General features: G+C 67.3%; 19 protein-coding genes and 1 other RNA gene. 16 read left to right on the top strand and 4 right to left on the bottom strand.

Annotated features, from left to right (window positions below):
• Positions 1-55: 55 nt before the first annotated feature.
• The 3 genes from recR to dnaX form a co-directional block, all read right to left on the bottom strand.
• Complete coding sequence (gene recR / locus KUD94_RS03585; RefSeq protein WP_218238513.1) at positions 56-646, bottom strand: recombination mediator RecR; 591 nt, start codon at positions 644-646, stop codon at positions 56-58.
• 17 nt (positions 647-663) lie between these two features.
• Positions 664-996 (bottom strand): YbaB/EbfC family nucleoid-associated protein, encoded by a 333-nt coding sequence (locus KUD94_RS03580; protein WP_218238512.1) that lies wholly within the window; start codon positions 994-996, stop codon positions 664-666.
• A 183-nt stretch (positions 997-1,179) separates the two neighbouring features.
• Positions 1,180-3,108, bottom strand: a complete 1,929-nt coding sequence (gene dnaX / locus KUD94_RS03575) for a DNA polymerase III subunit gamma/tau (RefSeq protein WP_218238511.1) — start codon at positions 3,106-3,108, stop codon at positions 1,180-1,182.
• Between the two features lie 63 nt (positions 3,109-3,171).
• Between dnaX and ffs the strand changes: the two genes are divergently transcribed.
• Positions 3,172-3,268: signal recognition particle sRNA small type (gene ffs / locus KUD94_RS03570), an RNA gene on the top strand.
• A gap of 78 nt (positions 3,269-3,346) precedes the next feature.
• Here the strand turns inward: ffs and ompA are convergent.
• Positions 3,347-4,006: an outer membrane protein OmpA gene (gene ompA / locus KUD94_RS03565; RefSeq protein WP_218238510.1), complete on the bottom strand. Its 660-nt coding sequence runs from the start codon at positions 4,004-4,006 to the stop codon at positions 3,347-3,349.
• Positions 4,007-4,236: 230 nt separating this feature from the next.
• On the opposite strand from ompA, the gene gyrA reads away from it, so the two are divergent.
• The 15 genes from gyrA to KUD94_RS03490 all read left to right on the top strand — a co-directional run bounded on the left by gyrA (position 4,237) and on the right by KUD94_RS03490 (position 22,071).
• Positions 4,237-6,849 (top strand): DNA gyrase subunit A, encoded by a 2,613-nt coding sequence (gene gyrA, locus KUD94_RS03560; RefSeq protein ID WP_218238509.1) that lies wholly within the window; start codon positions 4,237-4,239, stop codon positions 6,847-6,849.
• Positions 6,850-6,902: 53 nt separating this feature from the next.
• Positions 6,903-8,012, top strand: coding sequence for a 3-phosphoserine/phosphohydroxythreonine transaminase (serC, locus tag KUD94_RS03555; protein WP_218238508.1), 1,110 nt, complete (start codon positions 6,903-6,905; stop codon positions 8,010-8,012).
• Between the two features lie 72 nt (positions 8,013-8,084).
• Positions 8,085-9,182 carry a prephenate dehydratase gene (gene pheA / locus KUD94_RS03550; RefSeq protein WP_218238507.1) on the top strand — a complete coding sequence of 366 codons (1,098 nt, stop codon included), beginning with the start codon at positions 8,085-8,087 and terminating at the stop codon, positions 9,180-9,182.
• A gap of 9 nt (positions 9,183-9,191) precedes the next feature.
• Positions 9,192-10,076, top strand: coding sequence for a prephenate dehydrogenase/arogenate dehydrogenase family protein (locus KUD94_RS03545; RefSeq protein ID WP_218238506.1), 885 nt, complete (start codon positions 9,192-9,194; stop codon positions 10,074-10,076).
• Complete coding sequence (locus KUD94_RS03540) at positions 10,076-12,106, top strand: bifunctional 3-phosphoshikimate 1-carboxyvinyltransferase/cytidylate kinase (protein ID WP_218238505.1); 2,031 nt, start codon at positions 10,076-10,078, stop codon at positions 12,104-12,106. Before KUD94_RS03545 ends, KUD94_RS03540 begins: the two co-directional genes overlap by 1 nt.
• Before the next feature lie 190 nt (positions 12,107-12,296).
• Complete coding sequence (gene rpsA, locus KUD94_RS03535) at positions 12,297-13,979, top strand: 30S ribosomal protein S1 (protein WP_218238504.1); 1,683 nt, start codon at positions 12,297-12,299, stop codon at positions 13,977-13,979.
• Between the two features lie 86 nt (positions 13,980-14,065).
• Complete coding sequence (locus tag KUD94_RS03530) at positions 14,066-14,401, top strand: integration host factor subunit beta (protein WP_218238503.1); 336 nt, start codon at positions 14,066-14,068, stop codon at positions 14,399-14,401.
• Positions 14,402-14,490: 89 nt separating this feature from the next.
• On the top strand, positions 14,491-14,763 hold the full coding sequence (locus KUD94_RS03525) for a lipopolysaccharide assembly LapA domain-containing protein (RefSeq protein WP_218238502.1): 273 nt from the start codon (positions 14,491-14,493) through the stop codon (positions 14,761-14,763).
• Positions 14,753-15,916, top strand: coding sequence for a lipopolysaccharide assembly protein LapB (gene lapB / locus KUD94_RS03520; protein ID WP_218238501.1), 1,164 nt, complete (start codon positions 14,753-14,755; stop codon positions 15,914-15,916). Before KUD94_RS03525 ends, lapB begins: the two co-directional genes overlap by 11 nt.
• Positions 15,917-15,956: 40 nt before the next feature.
• On the top strand, positions 15,957-18,884 hold the full coding sequence (locus KUD94_RS03515; RefSeq protein WP_218238500.1) for a monovalent cation/H+ antiporter subunit A: 2,928 nt from the start codon (positions 15,957-15,959) through the stop codon (positions 18,882-18,884).
• Entirely contained in the window at positions 18,884-19,255 is a 372-nt protein-coding gene (locus KUD94_RS03510) for a Na+/H+ antiporter subunit C (RefSeq protein WP_218238499.1), read from the top strand. The genes KUD94_RS03515 and KUD94_RS03510 overlap by 1 nt, the downstream gene beginning before the upstream one ends.
• Complete coding sequence (locus tag KUD94_RS03505) at positions 19,252-20,907, top strand: monovalent cation/H+ antiporter subunit D (RefSeq protein ID WP_218238498.1); 1,656 nt, start codon at positions 19,252-19,254, stop codon at positions 20,905-20,907. The genes KUD94_RS03510 and KUD94_RS03505 overlap by 4 nt, the downstream gene beginning before the upstream one ends.
• Positions 20,904-21,395 (top strand): Na+/H+ antiporter subunit E, encoded by a 492-nt coding sequence (locus tag KUD94_RS03500; RefSeq protein ID WP_218238497.1) that lies wholly within the window; start codon positions 20,904-20,906, stop codon positions 21,393-21,395. The genes KUD94_RS03505 and KUD94_RS03500 overlap by 4 nt, the downstream gene beginning before the upstream one ends.
• Positions 21,392-21,673, top strand: coding sequence for a K+/H+ antiporter subunit F (locus tag KUD94_RS03495; RefSeq protein ID WP_218238496.1), 282 nt, complete (start codon positions 21,392-21,394; stop codon positions 21,671-21,673). Before KUD94_RS03500 ends, KUD94_RS03495 begins: the two co-directional genes overlap by 4 nt.
• The gene (locus KUD94_RS03490; RefSeq protein WP_218238495.1) at positions 21,670-22,071 is read left to right on the top strand and encodes a monovalent cation/H(+) antiporter subunit G; all 402 of its coding nucleotides are present in this window, start codon (positions 21,670-21,672) and stop codon (positions 22,069-22,071) included. The genes KUD94_RS03495 and KUD94_RS03490 overlap by 4 nt, the downstream gene beginning before the upstream one ends.
• Positions 22,072-22,084: the final 13 nt, after the last annotated feature.

The following is a 22,084-nucleotide window of genomic DNA, read 5'->3' as shown; positions in this document are numbered from 1 at the left end:
AAGCCCGAACACGCGCAGGGCTTGCGCCATCGCAGCGGCTTGTTCGCGGCTGGCGCTAGCGTCGGTCCGCCAGCGCATGGGCGATGGTGCCCAGATCGACGTATTCCAGCTCGCTGCCCACCGGCACCCCGCGCGCCAGCCGGGTCACGCGCACCCCCAGGCGCTTGAGCGCCTCGGACAAGGCGTGGGCAGTGGCTTCACCCTCGGCGGTGAAGCTGGTGGCCAGAATCACCTCCTGCACCACGCCGTCGGCGGCGCGTTGCAGCAGTTGCTGCATGCCGATGTCTGCCGGCCCGACGCCGTCCAGTGGCGACAGCCGCCCCATGAGCACGAAGTACAGGCCATTGAAGGCGCCGGTGCGCTCCATCGCAGCCTGGTCGGCCGGGGTTTCGACCACGCACAGGCGGGTGGCGTCGCGCCCGCCGTCGCGGCAGATGGCACACAGTGCCTGCTCGGAAAAGGTGTGGCAGCGCTCGCAATGGCCCAGGTGCTCGCAGGCCTGCTGCAGCGCCCGCGCCAGCATTTGCGCGCCTGAACGGTCGTGCTGCAGCATGTGGTAGGCCATGCGCTGGGCAGACTTCACGCCCACCCCGGGCAGGCGGCGCAGCGCCTGGATCAGCGCCTGCAGGCTGCCGGCATCGGACACTGAGCGCTGCCCCCAGATCAGAACGGAAACTTCATGCCGCCGGGCAGGCCCGGCATGCCGGCAGTGATCTTGCCCATCTTCTCCTGCGAGGTCTCCTCGGCCTTGCGCACGGCCGCGTTGAAGGCCGCGGCCACGAGGTCTTCGAGCATGTCCTTGTCCTCGGCCAGCAGGCCGGGGTCGATGGTGACGCGCTTGACGTCGTGCTTGCAGGTCATGAGCACCTTGACCATGCCGGCGCCCGATTCGCCCTCGACCTCGATGCGCTCGAGCTCGTCTTGCGCCTTCTTGAGGTTGTCCTGCATGGCCTGGGCCTGCTTCATGAGGCCGGCAAGCTGTCCTTTGTTGAACATCGATGTTTCCTTGTGGTCCTGAAAATGTTTAAGAGACGCTCTTCTGGCCAGGGCATGCGGCGTGCGCGCACACCGATTCGTCGCACGGCCCGCCTGAGATGGCAGGGCCAGCGGCCGCAAGAGCAAGACCACTCTTGCGCCACGCAGGCGCGGTGTTTTGCCACTGCCGCCGCAATACTTCAATCATGCCAGCCGGATGCTGCCAGGGACGATTCTCGCCCCGAACTCGCGCATCAACCGCTGCACCTGCGGATCGCCATGCACGATGGCTTCGGCCCGTCGCTGGCGCGCCACTTCGGCGGCCGCGTTGCGCCGCGCCGGGCTGTCGCTCACGGCGCCGACTTCGACGCTGATCTGGCTCGCCTGCCCCGCTTCCTGCAGCGCCAGGCGCAAACGCTCGCGCGTCGTCGCCTGGTTGAGCGAAGCGTTTTCCACACGCAGATGCCAGTGGTCGGCGTCGCGCGCCACGAGTTGCGACTGCAGCGCCAGCTCGCGCACCAGCGCGCCTATCTTCTGCTGCGCCACGAGCTGCTGCACCAGCGCATGCCAGACGTCGCCCTCGGGCGTGGGCGCGAGCTCCGTTGCCATCGCGGTGGTGTCCTCCCCCTGGGGCAAGTCGCGTACCGGAACGCTCATGGTTTGCGTAGCAGCTTGCGCAGTCGGCACAAGGGTTTGCGAGGGTTTTTCCTTCAAGCTCTCGGGCGTGCGCACCGGCAGGCGCAGATCGCCCGGGACGGCGCTCTGCGCAACGTCTGAGGCCGCGCTGTCGTGCGCGGTCGGCACGGCGCGCGCCGATGCGGGCACCGGTGTCGGTGTCGGTGTGGGTGTGGGTATTGGTGCCGAGGATGGCGACGATGCAAGGGCAGGCGTTTGCTGCAAAGCCGGCCGAGCGCCCGGCGCCGAATCCGCCGCCGGGGCCTGTGCAGGCTGCGGCGACGGCGCTGCAGGCGGGCGCGCTTTGGCAGCCTCAGCCGGCTTCAGCTTTTTTTTTTCTGCGCCGGGACCCGCAGGCTTGAAGGCCAGCAGCCTGAGCAGCACCATGGTCAGCGCCGCGTACTCGTCGGGCGCAAGGCCAAGCTCTTGCATGCCGTGCAGGCAGATGCTGTAGAGCAGCTGCACCTCGTCGGCCGGCATGGCCTGCGCCAGGCGCAGCATCTCGGCCGCGTCCGGCCCGCTCTCGCTTGCGAGCAGTGCGGCGTCGGGCGCCACCTGGGCGGTCGCCACGCCCTGGAGCACCGCCACCATGTCCTGCAAGGTGGCAGCGGCGGACAAGCCCTGCACGCGCAAGGCCTCGCTGGTCTGCACCACGCGCTGGCCGTCGCCCTGCGCCAGCGCATCGATCAGCGCAAACACGTGGGCGCGGTCGGCGCTGCCCAGCATCTGGCGCACCGCCTCTTCCTGCAAGGCGCCGCCGCCGAAAGCGATCGCCTGGTCGGTCAGGCTGAGCGCATCGCGCATCGAGCCGCGCGCCGCATGCGCGATCAGGCGCAAGGCCTGGCCCTCGGCGGCAATCGATTCGGTGCCGAGCACCTGGGCGAGGTGCTGCGCGATCACCTCCGGCGCCATGGGGCGCAGATTGAACTGCAGACAGCGCGAGAGCACCGTCACCGGCACCTTCTGCGGATCGGTCGTGGCGAGCACGAACTTCAGATACTCCGGCGGCTCCTCCAGCGTCTTGAGCATGGCGTTGAACGCGGTGTTCGTGAGCATGTGTACTTCGTCGATCATGAAGACCTTGAAGCGCCCCTGCACCGGCTTGTACACCGCCTGCTCCAGCAGGCCTTGCACCTCGTCCACACCGCGGTTGGAGGCAGCATCGAGCTCGACGTAATCGGCAAAGCGCCCCGCGTCGATCGCGGTGCAGGCCGGACAGACGTCGCAGGGCGTGGCGGTGATGCCGCCCTGCCCGTTCGCCCCCACGCAATTGAGCGATTTGGCCAGGATGCGCGAAACCGTCGTCTTGCCTATGCCGCGCGTGCCCGTGAACAGATAGGCGTGGTGCAGGCGTTGCTGCGTGAGCGCATTGGCCAGCGCCTTGACCACGTGCTCCTGGCCTACCATCTGCGAAAAATTGCGAGGGCGGTACTTGCGGGCGAGCACGAGATAAGACATGGTGGGTGATTCTATGTGGCCAGTGCGGTCGCGAGCGCGCGGCAGGCCCTTACAATGCAAGGCGACGGGCCTCCCCGCATGGTGAAGCAGCCAATCGGGTCAGGTGGGGAACCAAGCAGCCCCAACTGTGGAGCCAGTGCCGGGGGTAAGGCTCGTCACCCATTTTCCCCAACTCCGCAACACAACAAGCATAAAAAAAGCCCCGCTAGCGGGGCTTTTTGAATGGCACTGCGAGTGCTTATTTGGCGCGGGTGCCGACCACTTCGATTTCGACGCGGCGGTTCTTGGCGCGACCTTCCTTGGTCTTGTTGGAGGCGATGGGCTGGGTTTCGCCCTTGCCTTCGGTGTAGATGCGGTTCTTTTCGATGCCCTTGGACACCAGGTAAGCCTTGACGGACTCGGCGCGGCGCACCGACAGCTTCTGGTTGTAGGCGTTGGTGCCGATCGAGTCGGTGTGGCCCACGGCAACCACGACTTCAAGGTTGATGCCCTTGATCTTGGAGACCAGATCGTCGAGCTTGGCCTTGCCTTCGGGCTTCAGGACAGACTTGTCGAAGTCGAAGAAGGCGTCGGCGCCGTAGGTGACCTTGCTGGCCACGGCGGGTGCGGGTGCGGGGGCAGGTGCCGGAGCAGCGGCCGGCGCGGGAGCGGCGGCGGGTGCCGGAGCAGCGGCGGTCTTTTGCAGCGCGCCGTCGCAGCCTTCAGCGGCGGTGGCGGGCGTCCAGGACGCATCGCGCCAGCACAGTTCATTGGTGCCGTTCTTCCAGACCAGCTCACCCGTGCCATTCACCCAGTTGTCGATGGTTTTGCCGCCATCAGCCGCTTTTACCTGGGCAGTGGCCGAAGCAGCCAGCACGGCAGAGGCCAACAGCACTGCCACTTGGTTCAGTTTTTTCATGGTTCTCCTCTTGGGAAATTAAAAACCGCAGCCGCGCTGCGAAAACAAGACGTCGTCAGTGAACCGCACTAAAAACGTTGACCAGATTGTGCCACAGGCGCTACCAATAGTGTGGCAATCGGTGCGCGCCGGCGGTGCATGCCACCCGGATGAGACCCAAGCTGTTGCCATATGGCAACAAACCCTTGCACCTAAAATGGCCCTTCTTTCCCGTGTCCGGATCGTACGAAATGCCTGAGTTCGCCAAGGAAACCCTGCCCATCGGCCTGGAAGAGGAGATGCGCCGCAGCTACCTCGATTACGCGATGAGCGTGATCGTCGGCCGCGCCCTGCCCGATGCGCGCGATGGCCTCAAACCCGTGCACCGGCGCGTGCTCTATGCAATGCATGAGCTGAACAACGACTGGAATCGCCCGTACAAGAAGTCGGCGCGCATCGTCGGCGACGTGATCGGCAAGTACCACCCGCACGGCGACAGCGCGGTCTACGACACCATCGTGCGCATGGCGCAGGACTTTTCGCTGCGCCACATGCTGGTCGACGGCCAGGGCAACTTCGGCAGCGTGGATGGCGACAACGCCGCGGCCATGCGCTACACCGAGATTCGCCTTTCGAAAATCGCCCACGAAATGCTCGCCGACATCGACAAGGAAACCGTCGATTACGGCCCGAATTACGACGGCAGCGAGAAAGAGCCGCTGGTATTGCCCGCGCGCCTGCCCAATCTGCTGGTCAACGGCAGCGCAGGTATTGCCGTGGGCATGGCGACCAATATCGCGCCGCACAACCTCAATGAAGTCGTTGACGCTTGTTTGCATTTGCTGCGCAGTCCAGACGCAACAGTAGACGACTTGATGGAAATCGTGCCCGCGCCCGACTTTCCCACGGCCGGCATCATCTACGGCATCCAGGGCGTCAAAGACGGCTACCGCACCGGGCGCGGGCGCGTGGTGATGCGCGCCAAGGTGCATTTCGAGGACATCGACCGCGGCCAACGCCAGGCCATCATCGTCGATGAGCTGCCCTACCAAGTGAACAAAAAGACGCTGCAAGAGCGCATGGCCGAGCTGGTGCACGAGAAAAAGCTCGAGGGCATCAGCCACATCCAGGACGAGTCCGACAAGTCGGGCATGCGCCTGGTGATTGAACTCAAGCGCGGCGAAGTGCCCGAGGTGGTGCTCAACAACCTGTACAAGCAGACCCAGCTGCAGGACACCTTCGGCATGAACATGGTGGCGCTGGTCGATGGCCAGCCCAAGCTGTGCAATCTGAAGGACTTGATCGAGGTTTTCATCGGCCATCGCCGCGAGGTCGTGACGCGGCGCACGGTGTTCGAATTGCGCAAGGCGCGTGAGCGCGGCCATGTACTCGAAGGCCTGGCGGTAGCGCTGGCCAACATCGATGAGTTCATTCGCATCATTCGCGAATCGCCCACGCCGCCCGTGGCACGGGCCGAGCTGATGAACCGCTCCTGGGACAGCGCGCTCGTGCGCGAGATGCTCACGCGCACCCGGGCGGACGGCGCAGTGGTGAACGCCGACGACTACCGCCCCGAGGGGCTGGAGCGCCATTACGGCCTGCAAACGGACGGGCTGTATCGCCTGTCGGAGACGCAAGCGCAGGAAATCCTGCAAATGCGTCTGCAGCGCCTCACCGGCCTGGAGCAGGACAAGATCGTCGCCGAATACAAGGACATCATGGCGGTGATAGAAGACCTGCTCGACATCCTCGCCCGGCCCGAGCGCGTATCCACCATCATTGGCGAGGAGCTCACCGCGCTGAAGAACGAATTCGGCCAGACCAGGCTGGGCGCGCGCCGTTCCACCATCGAGTACAGCGCGCAAGACCTCTCCACCGAAGATCTGATCACGCCCACCGACATGGTGGTCACGCTCAGCCACACCGGCTACATCAAGAGCCAGCCCCTGTCCGAATACCGCGCGCAGCGCCGCGGCGGGCGCGGCAAGCAGGCCACGCAAACCAAGGAAGACGACTGGATAGACCAGCTCTTCATTGCCAACACGCACGACTGGATCCTGTGCTTTTCCAACCGCGGACGGCTGTATTGGCTCAAGGTCTGGGAAGTGCCTGCCGGCTCGCGCAACGCGCGCGGGCGCCCCATCGTCAACATGTTCCCGCTGCAGGACGGCGAAAAGATCAACGTGGTGCTGCCGCTCACCGGCGAGATGCGCCACTTCCCCGAGGACCATTACGTCTTCATGGCGACCAGCATGGGCACGGTGAAAAAGACCGCGCTGTCGGAGTTTTCCAACCCGCGCAAGGTCGGCATCATCGCCGTCGGCCTGGACGAAGGCGACTACCTGATCGGCGCGGCGCTGACCGACGGCCAGCACGACGTGATGCTGTTCTCCGACGGCGGCAAGGCGGTGCGCTTTGACGAAAACGACGTGCGTCCCATGGGCCGCAATGCGCGCGGCGTGCGCGGCATGACGCTGGAAGAAGGTCAGAGCGTGATCGCCATGCTGGTGGCGCAGGACGAATCGCAAAGCGTACTCACCGCCACAGAAAACGGCTATGGCAAGCGCACCAGCATCACCGAATACACGCGCCACGGCCGCGGCACCAAGGGCATGATCGCGATCCAGCAAAGCGAGCGCAACGGCCGCGTCGTGGCCGCCACGCTGGTGCATGCCGACGACGAGATCATGCTGATCACCGACACCGGCGTGCTGGTGCGCACGCGCGTGGCGGAGATCCGCGAACTGGGACGCGCCACCCAAGGGGTGACGCTGATCAACCTGGACCAAGGCGCGCGCCTGTCGGGCCTGCAGCGCATCGTGGAGAACGACGCCGGCGATGAAGCCCCCGAAGAAATCTCCTGATTTGATAGCTGTCAGCGTATGCTGGTAAAGCGCTAGAGCCGAATTTTATTCAAATGAATCGCCCCTACAATTTTTCTGCCGGCCCCGCCGCCATCCCCGAAGAAGTGCTGCAAACCGCTGCCGCCGAAATGCTCGACTGGCACGGCAGCGGCATGAGCGTGATGGAGATGAGCCACCGCGGCAAGGAATTCGTCGCGATCTGCGAGCAGGCCGAAGCCGACCTGCGCGAGCTGCTCGCGGTGCCTGAGGAGTTTCGCATCCTCTTCATGCAGGGCGGCGGCGTGGCCGAGAACGCCATCGTGCCGCTGAACCTCTCGCGCGCGGGCACCGTGGACTTTGTCCTCACCGGCAGCTGGAGCCAGAAGTCGCGCAAGGAAGCGCTCAAGTACGCCGCCGAAGTGCACACCGCCGCCAGCGCCGAAGCCTCGGGCTTCACCACCGTGCCCGACCCCGCCGGCTGGCAGCTCTCGCGCGGCGCAAGCTACGTACACATCTGCAGCAACGAAACCATCCATGGCGTTGAATTCCAGGAACTGCCCGACCTCAAGGCCCTGGGCAGCGATGCGCCACTGGTCGTGGATTTTTCCTCGCACGTGGCCTCCCGCCCCGTGGACTGGAGCCGCGTCGGCCTGGCCTTCGGCGGCGCGCAAAAGAATCTGGGACCGGCGGGCGTGACCCTGGTCGTGGTGCGCGAAGACCTGACAGGGCACGCGCTGCCCATCTGCCCCAGCGCTTTCGACTACAAGAACGTGGCCGAGGCCGACTCACGCTACAACACCCCGCCCACCTGGGGCATCTACATCGCCGGGCTCACCTTCCAGTGGCTCAAGCGCCAGCGCGAGGGCGAGCTCAGCGGCATCGCCGCGATCGAGGCGCGCAACATCGCCAAGGCGCGCCTGCTCTACGACTTCATCGACGCCTCGGGCTTTTACCTGAACAAGGTTGCGCCCCATTGCCGCTCGCGCATGAACATCCCTTTTTTGCTCGCCGACGACACGCGCAGCGACGCCTTTCTCGCCGGCGCGCGTGAGCGTGGCCTGCTGCAGCTCAAGGGCCACAAGTCGGTCGGCGGCATGCGCGCGAGCATCTACAACGCCATGCCGATCGCGGGCGTGCAGGCGCTCGTGGACTACATGGCGGCCTTCGAGCGCGAGCACGCATGAGCGCCAGGGCGGCGCGCCACCGACGCACGGCGCCCGCCGCCGGCGCGGCAAACACCATCCATGACGAGGCCCATGTCTGAACCCCAAACCTCTCCCGCTCTGGCGCGCCTGCGCGAGCAGATTGACGAGATCGATCGCCAGCTGCTGATCCAGCTCAATGAACGCGCGCGCCTGGCCGAGCAGGTGGGCGAGGTCAAGAAGCGCGAAGGCAGTCCGCTGTTTCGCCCCGACCGCGTGGCCCAGGTCATAAACAGCGTGCAGGCGGCCAACCCGGGGCCGCTCAAGAGCCAGCACGTAGCGGCCATCTGGCGCGAGCTGATGTCCGCCTGTCTGGCGCTGGAAGCCCCGCAGCGCGTGGCACTGCTCGGCCCCGAGGGCACCTTCTGCGAGCAGGCCGCGATCGAATACTTCGGCAGCAGCGCCGACTTCGTCTATTGCGGCAACTTCGACGAGGTCTTCCACGCGGTGGCCGCGGGCACGGCCGAGTTTGGCGTGGTCGGCGTGGAGAATTCCAGCGAGGGCGCGGTGACGCGATCGCTCGACATGTTCCTGCGCACGCCCTGCCACATCGTCGGTGAGATCAGCCTGCTGGTGCGCCACCACCTGCTGCGCGCGAGCGAAGGCCTGGACGGCATCGAGGCGGTGCTGGCCCACCCGCAGGCGCTGGCGCAGTGCCAGGGCTGGCTCTCGCGCCACCTGCCGCAGGCCGAGCGCCGGCCGGTTTCGAGCAATGCCGAGGGCGCACGCCTGGCGGCGACCAACCCGGCTTGGGCCGGCATCGCCAGTGAGCGCTCGGCGCAGAAGTACGGCCTGCACCTGCTGGCCCAGGCAATCCAGGACGATGCGCACAACCGCACCCGCTTTGCCGTCATCTGCCTGCCGCAGACCATGCCCACGCCCCAGCCCAGCGGGCGCGACTGCACCAGCATGGTGGTTTCGGTGCCCAACCGCCCCGGCGCGGTGCACGACCTGCTGGTGCCGCTCAAGCAGCACGCGGTATCCATGACGCGCATCGAGTCGCGCCCCGCGCGCAACGGCCAGTGGGACTATTATTTTTATATCGACATCGAAGGGCATCCGGCGGAGCCGCACGTGGCGGCGGCGCTGGCCGAGCTGGCGCGGCTGTGCGCCTTCTACAAGGTGCTGGGCACCTACCCCGTCGCGCAATAAAGGCAATGCATGTTTGAACAACTCGGGCTCATCGGCTGCGGCCTGATGGGCGGCTCCTTCGCCCTGGCCATGAAGCGCGCCGGCCTGGTCAAGCGCGTGGTCGGCTACAGCAAGTCGCCCACCACTACCGAGCGCGCCCAGCAACTGGGCGTGATCGACGCGCAGGCGCCCTCGGCGCTGATGGCCGTCTCCAACGCCGACCTGGTGCTGCTGGCGGTGCCGGTGGCCGCAACCGAAGCCTCGCTCAAGGCGGTGCGCCACCTCATCACGCCCAGGATGCTGGTGATGGACGTGGGCTCGACCAAATCGGACGTGGTCGCCGCCGCGCAGCGCGCGCTGCGCGAGCACATCAGCAACTTCGTGCCCGCGCACCCCATCACCGGCCGCGAGGTCTCGGGCGTGGAGCACGCCGAAGCCGAGCTCTACAGCGGCCGCCAGATCATTCTCACGCCGACCGACGCGACCGATCTGAACCAGCTCGAACGCGCCGAAGAGCTGTGGAAGGCGCTGGGCTGCCGCGTCAAGCGCATGAGCCCGCAGGCGCACGATTCGGCCTTTGCCGCAGTCAGCCATCTGCCGCACCTGCTCGCCTTCGCGATGATGCAAAGCATCTCCATGCAGCCCGAGGCGGACGACTACCTCTCGCTGGCCGGCCCGGGCTTTCGCGACTTCACCCGCATCGCCGCGAGCGACCCCAAGATGTGGCGCGACGTGCTGCGCTCCAACCACGAGGAAATCCTCGGCCAGGCGGCGCTCTTTCGCGAAGCCCTGCGCGAGCTGGAGCAGGCGATGCAGGCAGACGACGACCAGCCGCTGGAAAACCTGATTACCGCCGCCAGCACCCTGCGCGCCAAGTGGCGCATGGGCGCGCAGCGGCGCAGCACGGGCGGCTGATGGGCTACCCGGCTTTTCTGGACATTCCCGCGCTGCAGGGCGTGGCCGGCTGCGTGCGCCTGCCGGGCTCCAAGAGCATCTCCAACCGCGTGCTGCTGCTGGCCGCGCTGAGCGAGGGCAGTACCGAAATCCGCGGCCTGCTGCACAGCGACGACACCCGCGTCATGCTCGACGCGCTGCGCCAGCTCGGCTGCACCGTGCAAGAGCCCGATGCCGACCGCCTGTGCCTGGGCGGCCTGGGCGCAAGTCCGCCTCCGGCGCACGGCGGCGCGCCCGTCAAGCTCTTTCTCGGCAATGCCGGCACCGCCATGCGCCCGCTGGCAGCGGCGCTGGCCCTGCGCGGCGGGCATTACGAGCTGTCGGGCGTGGCGCGCATGCATGAGCGCCCCATCGGCGACCTGGTGCAGGCGCTGCAGCAACTGGGCTGCGCCATCGAATACCTGGGCACGCCCGGTTTTCCGCCGCTGCGCATCCGCCAGGACGCGGCCGCGCCGCTGGCGCTCGATCGGCCGATTCGCGTGCGCGGCGACGTGTCCAGCCAGTTCCTCACCGCCCTGCTCATGGCCTTGCCCCAGCGTGCGCAGCAGCGCGCGCTCAGCATCGAAGTGGTCGGCGAGCTCATCTCCAAGCCCTACATCGACATCACGCTGGCGCTGCTCGAACGCTTTGGCATCGCGCTGCAGCGCGATGGCTACCGACGCTTCACCATCCTTGCGGGCAGCCGCTACCGCTCGCCCGGGGTGCTGCAGGTGGAGGCAGATGCCTCATCAGCTAGCTATTTCATAGCTGCTGGCGCAATAGCAGCAAGCGATGCAGGCCAAAATGGCTTGAAAATCGAGGGCGTGGGGCTTTCCTCCATCCAGGGCGACATCCGCTTCATCGACGCAGCCCGGGCCATGGGCGCGCAGATCACCGGCGACGCCCACAGCCTGCAGGTGCGCCGCGGGCGCTGGCCGCTCAAGGCGATCTCGCTGGACTGCAACCACATCCCCGACGCCGCCATGACCCTGGCTGCGATGGCGCTGTATGCCGAGGGCACGACCGAGCTCACCAACATCGCCAGTTGGCGCGTGAAGGAAACCGACCGCATCGCCGCCATGGCGGCCGAGCTCGGCCGCCTGGGCGCGCACTGCGAGGCGGGCGAAGACTATCTGCGCATCACGCCGCCCCGTGACGCGGCGCACTGGCGCGCCGCAAGCATCCACACCTACGACGACCACCGCATGGCGATGTGTCTGTCGCTTGCCGCCTTCAACCCGGCCGGGCTGCCGCTGCGCATCCTGGAGCCGGGCTGCGTGGCCAAGACCTTCCCGGGTTATTTCGACGCGCTGCTGGGTGTGGCGCAGACCGCGGCCGAACGCATTCCGGTGATCTGCATCGACGGCCCCACCGCCTCGGGCAAGGGCACGCTCGCCGCCGCGGTCGCCGCGCGCCTGGGCTACCACCTGCTCGATTCCGGCGCGCTGTACCGGCTCACCGCGCTGTCTGCGGCGCAGCATGGCGTTGGCCCCCAGCCGGCAAACGAGGCGGCGCTCGCCGAGCTGGCTGCGTGCCTGCCGGTGCGCTTTGACGCCGGCCGTATCTGGCTTGCTGGCCAGGACGTGAGCGAGGCGATACGCAGCGAGCAGATCGGCATGCAGGCCTCCCAGGTGTCGCAGCTGCCGCGCGTGCGCGCCGCCCTGGTGGCGCTGCAACACGGCTTTCGCCGTCTGCCCGGCCTGGTGGCCGACGGGCGCGACATGGGCACCGTAATCTTCCCGCAGGCGCCGCTCAAGATCTACCTCACCGCAAGCGCCCAGTGCCGTGCCGAGCGGCGCTACAAGCAATTGATTTCCAAGGGATTTGCAACTACAATCGCCGACCTTCGGGCAGACCTTGAGGCACGCGACGCGCGCGACATGCAGCGCCAGAGCGCGCCCCTCAAACCGGCCGAAGACGCCTTGCTGCTGGACAGCTCCGAGCTCACGATCGAAGAAACCGTGGAGCAGGTGCTTGGCTGGTGGCAGGCACGCCAGCCCTTTGCGCGCTGAACCGCAGCGCAAGGCGGCTGGCAAACGCCCGGCGGGCTCCCTCCTCGCGCGCATAGCGCAACGGCCCGCCGGTGGTTCAACCCTCAAACCCGCGGAAATACCCACTACCGCATTAGCCCTCGCACACAAACCGCATAGGCACCGCAATCGGGCGGTCCACGGAAACCCTGTGCTGCGATCAAGGAAACCCATGTCTGAATCTTTTGCCGAGCTGTTTGAAGAGTCCCAGAAACGCACCGAAATGCGCCCGGGCGAAGTCATCACCGCCGAAGTCGTCGCCGTCGAGCACAACTTCGTCGTCGTGAATGCCGGCCTCAAGTCCGAAGCCTACGTACCGATCGATGAGTTCAAGAACGACCAGGGCGAGATCGAAGTCCAGGTCGGCGACTTCGTCTCGGTCGCCATCGGCTCTATCGAAAACGGCTACGGCGACACCATCCTCTCGCGCGACACCGCCAAGCGCCTGGCTTCCTGGCTGTCGCTTGAAAAGGCGCTCGAATCCGGCGAATTCGTCACCGGCACCACCAGCGGACGCGTCAAGGGCGGCCTCACCGTCATGGTCAACGGCATCCGCGCCTTCCTGCCCGGCTCGCTGGTCGACACCCGCCCGGTCAAGGACCTTACCCCGTTCGAGAACAAGACCCTGGAATTCAAGGTCATCAAGCTCGACCGCAAGCGCAACAACGTGGTGCTCTCGCGCCGCGCCGTGGTCGAAGCCAGCATGGGCGAAGAGCGCGAGAAGCTTCTTGCCACGCTCAAGGAAGGCGCGATCGTGCAGGGCGTGGTCAAGAACATCACCGAATACGGCGCCTTCGTCGACCTGGGCGGCATCGACGGCCTGCTGCACATCACCGACATGGCCTGGCGCCGCGTGCGCCACCCCTCCGAGGTGGTGCAGGCCGGCCAGGAAATCACCGCCAAGGTGCTCAAGTTCGACCCGGAAAAGCAGCGCGTCTCGCTGGGCCTGAAGCAACTGGGCGACGACCCCTGGATGGGCGTCTCGCGCCGTTACCCCTCGGGCACGCGCCTCTTTGGCAAGGTCACCAACATCGCCGACTACGGCGCCTTCGTCGAGCTCGAGCCCGGCATCGAAGGCCTGGTGCACGTCTCCGAGATGGACTGGACGAACAAGAACGTGGCCCCGTCCAAGGTGGTCTCGCTGGGCGACGAGGTCGAGGTCATGGTGCTCGACATCGACGAGGACAAGCGCCGCATCAGCCTGGGCATGAAGCAGTGCAAGGCCAACCCCTGGCAGGAGTTCGCGCAGAACGTCAACCGCGGTGACCGCGTGAGCGGCCCGATCAAGTCGATCACCGACTTCGGCGTCTTCGTCGGCCTGCCTTCGGGCATCGACGGCCTGGTGCACCTGTCGGACCTGTCCTGGAACGAGCCGGGTGAAGCCGCGGTGCGCAACTACAAGAAGGGCCAGGAAGTGGAGGCCGTGGTGCTGGCGGTGGACGTCGAGCGCGAGCGCATCTCGCTGGGCATCAAGCAGCTCGATGCCGACTCCTTCACCACCTTTGCGTCGGTCAACGACAAGGGCTCCACCGTGACCGGCAAGGTCAAGAGCGTGGACGCGCGCGGCGCCGAGATCGACCTGGGCCAGGACATCGTCGGCCATCTGCGTGCCTCCGAGATCTCCCGCGACCGCGTGGAAGACGCGCGCAACGTGCTCAAGGAAGGCGATGAAGTCACGGCCGTGGTGGTCAACGTGGACCGCAAGAGCCGCACCATCCACCTGTCGATCCGCGCCAAGGACCAGGCCGACCAGCAGGAAGCCATGGCCAGCCTGAGCCAGACCTCGGGCAACGCCGGCACCACCAGCCTGGGTGCGCTGCTGCGCGCCAAGCTGGACCATTCGGAAGAGAAGTAAGCCCCAAGGCATCGCCAGGCGCTCGGCACGGTCACTACACGAGACCATCCCCGGGCGCCGCCAATGCCGCTCTTGCAGACCCGCCCATGACCCGTTCAGACCTCGTCGAGGAACTGGCCGCCCGCTTCGGCCAGTTCACCCAGCGCGATACGGAATCGGCCGTCAAGAACATCCTTGACGCGATCGCCGACGCGCTGGTGCGCGGTCATCGCATAGAGATACGCGGTTTTGGCAGCTTTTCGGTCAACCACCGCCGGCCGCGCACCGGGCGCAACCCGCGTACCGGCGAAGCCGTGCAGGTGCCGAGCAAGCGCGTCGCGCATTTCAAGCCGGGCAAGGCGCTGCGCACCAGCGTGGCGGCCAGCCTGGCAGGCACCGACGCTGGCACCGGCTCTGGCACCGCAAGTCCCGACGGCCAGTGAGCGCGCGCGCCCTGCCTGCCCCTTGGCAGGCGAGGCCTTCGCCCAGCCATGCGACACCGTAGAATCGGCCAGCATCGTTGGGAAGCTTCATGAAATATTTCGCATGGCTGCTCAAGGCAGCCATTTTTTTTACCCTGTTCGCCTTCGCGCTGAACAACCAGCAGGACGTCACCGTGCATTTCTTCTTCGGCACGCGGTGGACCACCTCGCTGGTGCTGGTAGTGCTTGCGGCGTTCACGCTCGGCGTGGCCGTGGGCGTGCTCGGCATGGTGCCGCACTGGTGGCGCCACCGCAGCGCCGCGCGCCAGCAGCGCGGTCCGGCGCTTGCGGCATCCACCGAGTCGCGCGCCGATGGAATTTGACCCGAGCTGGTTGCTGCTGGGCCTGCCCCTGGCCTTCGTCTTCGGCTGGCTCGCCTCGCGCCTGGATCTGCGTCAGTCGCGCGCCGACAGCCGGCGCGCACCCAAGGCCTATTTCAAGGGTCTGAACTACCTGCTCAACGAACAGCAGGACCAGGCCATAGACGCCTTCATCGAGGCGGTGCAGAACGACCCCGACACCACCGAGCTGCACTTTGCCCTGGGCAACCTGTTTCGCCGCCGTGGCGAATACAACCGCGCCGTGCGCGTGCATGAGCACCTGCTCTCGCGCGACGACATCGGCCGCGGCGACCGCGAGCGCGCGCAGCACGGTCTGGCGCTCGACTACCTCAAGGCCGGCTTGCTCGACCGCGCCGAGGACGCGCTGCGGCGCCTGGAAGGCACGCCGTTTGAAACCCAGGCCAGGCTCGCGCTGCTCATCATTTACGAGCGCTCGCACGATTGGCAGCAGGCCAGCGCGATTGCCCAGCGCATGCAGGACGCCCACCAGGGGGACTTCAGCGTGCGCCAGGCGCACTATCTGTGCGAACAGGCCGCAGGCCGCATCGCGCGCGCCGACCATGAGGCCGCGCGCGCGCTGCTGACCCAGGCCGTGGCGCTCGCGCCCAACGCACCCCGGGCGCGGCTGGAGCTGGCACGCCTGCAGTTGCAGCAAGGCGCGCCCGGCTCGGCGCTGGCAACGCTGCGCGAGCTTGCTGCCGCCGCCCCCGCCGCCCTGCCTCTTGCCGCCGCCTTGATGGTGGAAGCAGCCCAGGCCTGCGACGAGCAGCAGAGCGCGCGGGCGATGCTGCAGACGCACTACGAGACGCAGGCCTCGCTCGACGTACTGGACGCCATCATCGCGCTGTCGCCGGCAGACGCCGGTGCCAGCGGGCCTGCTCAGGCGCAGGACTGGTACGCCGACTACCTGGAGCGCGAGCCTTCGCTCGTGGTCGCGGGCAAGTGGCTGGCGCACGAGACGCTGAGCCACGAGGAGCGCCATCCGGCGATCCAGCGCGCGCTGGACCTGGCGGCCAAGCCCCTGCTGCGCTACCGCTGCGCCGCCTGCGGCTTTGAAGCCCTGCAGCATTTCTGGCAGTGCCCGGGCTGCCAGAGCTGGGACAGCTATCCGCCGCGGCGCGTCGAAGAGCTCTAGCGCCGCCTGCCCGCACTGCCCCTCCTAGAATCCGGCATCAATGTCTTTGTGGCTCCTGCTCGTTCTGCCGTTTGCCGCCAGCGTCCTGGCGGCGCTGCTGCCGGCGAACGCGCGCAACCTGGAGTCCACCCTGGCCGCGGTCGTGGCACTTTGGTGCACGCTGCAAAGCGCCCTGCTGTTCCCGGAAATTGCCGCCGGCCAGGTGCTGCAGGCCGAGCTCACCTGGATGCCGCAACTGGGCCTGAACCCCAGCGTGCGGCTGGACGGCTTCGCCTGGATGTTCTGCATGTTGGTCTTCGGCATAGGCACGCTGGTAGTGCTCTATGCGCGCTACTACATGTCGCCCTCGGACCCCGTGCCGCGCTTCTTTTCCTTTCTGCTCGCCTTCATGGGGGCGATGGCGGGCGTGGTGGTGTCGGGCAACACCGTACAGCTGGTCTTTTTCTGGGAGCTGACCAGCCTGTTTTCGTTTCTGCTGATCGGCTACTGGCACCACCGGCGCGACGCGCGGCGCGGCGCGCGCATGGCGCTCACCGTGACCGCGGCGGGGGGGCTGGCACTGCTGGGCGCGGTGTTGATGCTGGGCCACATCGTCGGCAGCTACACGCTGGACGCCACGCTCGCGGCTGGCGAGCAGATCCGCGCGCATGCGCTGTATCCGGCGGTGCTTGCCCTGGTGCTGCTCGCGGCCTTTACCAAGAGCGCGCAATTTCCCTTCCACTTCTGGCTGCCCAACGCGATGGCCGCGCCCACGCCGGTGTCCAGCTACCTGCATTCGGCCACCATGGTCAAGGCCGGCGTCTTCCTGCTGGCGCGCCTGTGGCCGGTGCTCGGGGGCACCCAGGCCTGGTTCTGGTGGGTCGGCGGCGTAGGCGTTGCCACGCTGCTGCTGGGCGGCTTCATTGCCATGTTCCAGCGCGACCTCAAAGGCGTGCTTGCCTATTCCACGATCTCGCACCTGGGCTTGATTACGCTCCTGCTCGGCCTGAACAGCGAACTGGCGACGGTGGCGGCGGTGTTTCACATCATGAACCATGCGACCTTCAAGGCCTCGCTGTTCATGGCGGCCGGCATTGTTGACCACGAAAGCGGCACGCGCGACATGCAACGGCTGTCCGGGCTGCGCCACGCCATGCCGATCACCGCCACGCTGGCGACGGTGGCCAGCGCCGCCATGGCCGGAGTGCCCCTGCTCAATGGCTTCCTGTCCAAGGAGATGTTTTTTTCGGAGACCGTGTTTCTCGACGCCTCGCCGCTGGTGGCGATTTCGCTGCCGGTGGCGGCCACCATCGCGGGCATGTTCAGCGTCGCCTATTCGCTGCGCCTGACGGTTTCGGTGTTCTTCGGCCCGCTGGCCAGCGATCTGCCGCGGCAGCCCCACGAACCCCGGCGCTGGATGCGCGTGCCGGTGGAGCTGCTGGTGGCCATCTGCCTGCTGGTCGGCATGTTTCCGCAATGGGCCATAGGGCCGATACTTGCCACCGCTGCCCAGCCCGTCGTCGGCGGGCATTTGCCTGCCTACAGTCTTTCGCTCTGGCACGGTCCGAACGCGGCTTTGACCATGAGCGCGATCGCCATGGTCGGCGGCATCTTTCTCTACTGGGGGCTGCTGCGCAGCCGCACGCAGCGCCACACCCGCATCTGGCAGGGCCGCGTCGACGCGAGCCGCGTCTTCCACGCCGCGCTGACCTTGGCTACCCACGGGGCGCGCAGTGGCCGGCGGCTGCTGAGCACGCGGCGCCTGCAATGGCAGATGCGCTGGCTGGTGGTGACATCTTTCCTGGCAGCGGCCCTGCCGCTGTGGTCCGCGCGTACCCACTGGGGCGAGCGGGCGCTGCTGCCGCCCTCGCTCACACTCACCATGCTGTGGCTGGTCGGCGGCGCCTGCGCCATCGCCGCGGCCTGGCAGGCCAAGTTTCACCGCCTGGCGGCGCTGATCCTGGCGGGCGGCACCGGCTTGTGCGTCAGCCTGACCTTCCTGTGGTTTTCCGCGCCGGACCTGGCGCTCACGCAGTTCGCGGTGGAGTTCGTCACCACCGTGCTGATACTGCTGGGCCTGCGCTGGCTGCCGCGGCGCGACGAAACTCTGCGCGCGGCGCGCGCCGAGCAGCTGCGCACGCGCGCGCGGCGCGTGAGCGACGGCTTCATCGCCAGCATCTGCGGCCTGGGCATGGCCTGGCTTGCCTACGCGCTGATGAGCCGCGACTTCAGCCACGGCACGGCGACTTATTTTCTGGAGCAGGCCCTGCCCCAGGGCGGCGGCAGCAACGTGGTCAACGTGATGCTGGTGGACTTTCGCGGCTTCGACACCTTCGGCGAGATCGTCGTGCTCGGCATCGTGGCCTGCACCGTGTATGCGCTGCTGCGCCGCTTTCGTCCTGCGCGCGAAACCATGGACTTGCCGCCCCAACAGCGCCTGCTGCCCGCCGACCTGCAGACCGATCTGCTCAATCCGCGCCATGCGAGCGACACCGCCGTCGGCTATCTGATGGTGCCTGCGGTGCTCGCACGGCTGCTGCTGCCGTTTTCGGCGCTGGTCGCGGTTCATCTTTTTCTGCGTGGCCACGACCAGCCGGGCGGCGGCTTTGTCGCCGGCCTGGTGCTCTCGCTGGGTCTGATCGTGCAATACCTGGTGTCCGGCGCGGTGTGGGTCGAGGCCCATGTGCGCATCCTGCCCGAGCGCTGGATGGCAGCGGGCCTGCTGTGCGCGCTGTGCACCGGGCTGGGCGCGCTGTACTTCGGCTACCCGTTTCTCACCAGCCACATGCTGCAATTGCAACTGCCCTGGCTGGGCGAGCTGCATCTGGCAAGCGCGCTGTTCTTTGACATCGGCGTGGCCTTGCTGGTGGTGGGTGCAACGCTGCTGATACTCACGGCCATCGCCCACCAGTCGGTGCGCAGTCACCGCTTCCACGCCCATCTGCTGGCTGAGCGTGAGCCCGCCGGCGCGCACGGAGGACAGGGCTGATGGAAGTGGTGCTGGCGCTGGCCATAGGGGTGCTTGCCGGCTGCGGCGTCTGGCTGACGCTGCGCCCGCGCACCTTCCAGGTCATCATGGGGCTGACACTGCTGTCCTACGCGGTCAACCTGTTCATCTTCGCCTCGGCGCGTCTGGGGCTGGCGGCGAACAAGGCACCGGTGCTCGACCCCGCCAAGCCGCTGGACCTGCTGCACTACACCGATCCGCTGCCCCAGGCTCTGGTGCTCACGGCCATCGTCATCGGCTTTGCCATGACGGCGCTGTTTCTGGTGGTGCTGCTGGCGCTGCGCGGCATGACGGGCACCGACCACGTCGATGGCGCCGAGCCCGAGCGGCGCAGGGGTGCCAGCAAGCGATGAACCCTTCCGTGCAAGCCATTGCGGCGCTGATGCCGCACCTGATGCTGGTGCCCATCGCCCTGCCCCTCTTCACTGCGGCGCTGTTGCTGGTGCTGCGCGAAGAGCGCGAGCGGCTCAAGCTCGCCATCAACCTGGGCTCGACCGTGTTGGGCTTCCTGGTTTCCCTGGCCTTGCTGGTCTGGACGGCGAGCGGACAGACGCAGAACATCGGCGTATACCTGCCCGGCAACTGGCCCGCGCCGTTCGGCATCACGCTGGCGCTGGACCGGCTGGCGGCCTTGATGCTGCTCACCGGCAACACGGTGGCGCTCGCGTCCATCCTGTTTGCCAGCGCGCGCTGGCACCGCGCAGGGGTGCTCTACCACACGCTGTTTCAGTTCCAGCTCATGGGCCTGGCCGGCGCCTTCCTGACGGCGGACCTGTTCAACCTGTTCGTGTTCTTCGAGATCCTGCTGGCCGCCTCCTACGGGCTGCTGCTGCACGGCTCGGGGCAGGCGCGGGTGCAGTCGGGGCTGCATTACATCGCCATCAATCTGGCCGCATCCACGCTGTTTCTCATTGGCGCCGCGCTGGTCTATGGCATCACCGGCACGCTCAACATGGCCGACATCGCCCGCGCCATGAGCGACGTGCCGCAGGCGCACCGCGGCCTGCTCAATGCCGGCGCGGCGACGCTGGCCATGGCCTTTCTGATCAAGGCGGGGGTGTGGCCGCTGAACTTCTGGCTGGTGCCGGCCTATGCCGCCGCCGCCGCGCCGGTGGGCGCGCTCTTTGCGGTGCTCACCAAGGTGGGCGTGTACGCCCTGCTCAGGCTCTGGCCGCTGTGGTTTGGCGAGGCCGCAGGACTGTCGGGCCAGTGGGGCAGCGCGTATTTGTATGGCGCCGGCATGGCGACCATGCTCTTCGGGGCGCTGGGCATGATGGCCTCGCAGCGCCTGAGCTATCTCGCCGGGCATGCGGCCATACTGTCTTCGGGCACGCTGCTCGCCGCCATGGGTCTGGGCCAGGCCGGCGTGACGGCCGGCTTGATCTATTACCTGCCCGGCTCGACCCTGGCGGCGGCCAGCCTGTTCCTGCTGTCGGACCTGATCAAGCGCTGGCGCAACGACGGCGCCAGCGTCGCGCCCTACGAGCGCGACGACACGCCCTTTCTCACGCCCGAGCTGCTGCCCAGCGAGAACTTCAATCTGGACGATGACCAGCAAATCCTGGTGGGCCGCGTGATCCAGGCGGCCACTGCCTTCCTGGGCCTCGCCTTCCTGCTGGTGACGCTGGTGATTACCGGCCTGCCGCCGCTGTCGGGCTTCATCGGCAAGTTCGCGATGCTGACGGCCGCACTCGGGGGCGCTGGCGCAACGCCCAAGGCCTGGTGGCTGCTGGCGTTGATGCTGGTCACCGGCTTCATGGCCTTGCTGGCGATGACGCGCGTGGGCATACGGCATTTCTGGGCCGCGCACGACCGGCGGGCGCCGCAGCTGCGCGTGCTCGAAGGGCTGCCGATCGCCGGGCTGCTCGCGGCCTGCGTCGCGCTGGTGGTGCAGGCCGCTGCGGTGATGCACTACACCAGCCAGGCGGCGCGCGCGCTGCATGCGCCGGTGCACTACATCGAGGAAATTCTTGCAACGCCGCCGCGGGAGGCGCCTGCGCGATGAAGCGCTTGCTGCCTGCCCCGCTGGTGAGCGTCGGCCTGGCGCTCGCCTGGCTGTTGCTGAACCCCGACGGCGGCCGCGGCCAGCTCCTGCTGGCGCTGCTGCTGGCGATCGGGCTGCCGCTGCTGTTGCAGGGGCTGCGGCCGCAGCGGGTGCGCGTGCGCCATCCTTTGACGGTGCTGCGGCTGTGCCTGCGGGTGATGCTGGACACCACGCGCTCGAACATCGCGGTATTGCGCTACCTGCTGCAACCGGCGCGGCGCCCGCATCCGTCGGGCTTCGTGCACATCCCGCTGCAGGTGCGCGACCCGAATGCACTGGCGGTGCTGGCGATGATCGTCTGCATCACCCCGGGTACGGTATGGGCGGAGTTGTCGCTGGACCGCTCGCTGCTGATGCTGCACGTGCTGGAGGTGGCCGACGCGCAGGCCGTCGCCGCCCATGTGCAGCGCTGCTACGAAGCCCCGCTGATGGAGATTTTCGAGTCATGAATGCAAGCGTTCTGCCTTGGGCCCTGCCCCTGGCCATGGGCATGCTGGCGCTGGCCATGGTGCTGTGCCTGGTGCGCATCCTGCGCAAACCGACGGCGCAAGACCGCATCCTGGCGCTGGACGCGATGTACCTCAACGCCATGCTGCTGGTGCTGGTGCTGTGCATCTACTGGGGCAGCATGGTGTACTTCGAGGCGGCTCTGCTCATCGCGGTGCTGGGTTTTGCCGCCAGCACGGCGCTGGCCAAATTCCTGCTGCGTGGCGAGGTCATCGAATGAACGCGATGCCGCTGTGGCTGGACATTCTGGTGTCGCTGCTGGCGCTGGCCGGCGCGGCGATCGCCCTGGTTGCGTCCATGGGTTTGCTCACGCTGCCCAGCTTTTTTGCCCGCACGCACCCGCCGGCCATGATCGCCACGCTCGCCTGCTGGTGCATCCTGCACGCGGCCTTCGCCTACTTCTGGTGGGCCACGGGCAGCGCGCCGCTGCGCCTGTATCTGATTGCATTCTTCGTCGCCATCACGGTGCCGATCACCAGCGTCTTCCTGATGCGTGCGGCGCTGTTTCGCGCACGGCGCGCCGGGGCCGATGTGCCGCCCAACCTCAGCGGCCAGGCGCGCCCGCCGTCGGCGCCGCCGGGTGGGCAAGCCTCCGGGCACGACGGCGCGCGCGGCTGAGGGCGCAGGGCGC

The sequence above is a fragment of the Comamonas sp. NLF-1-9 genome (genome assembly GCF_019195435.1).
Classification (GTDB): Bacteria; Pseudomonadota; Gammaproteobacteria; order Burkholderiales; family Burkholderiaceae_C; genus Comamonas_C.
Note: the sequence above shows the minus strand (reverse complement) of the source record. Positions and strands in the feature narration are given on the sequence as shown.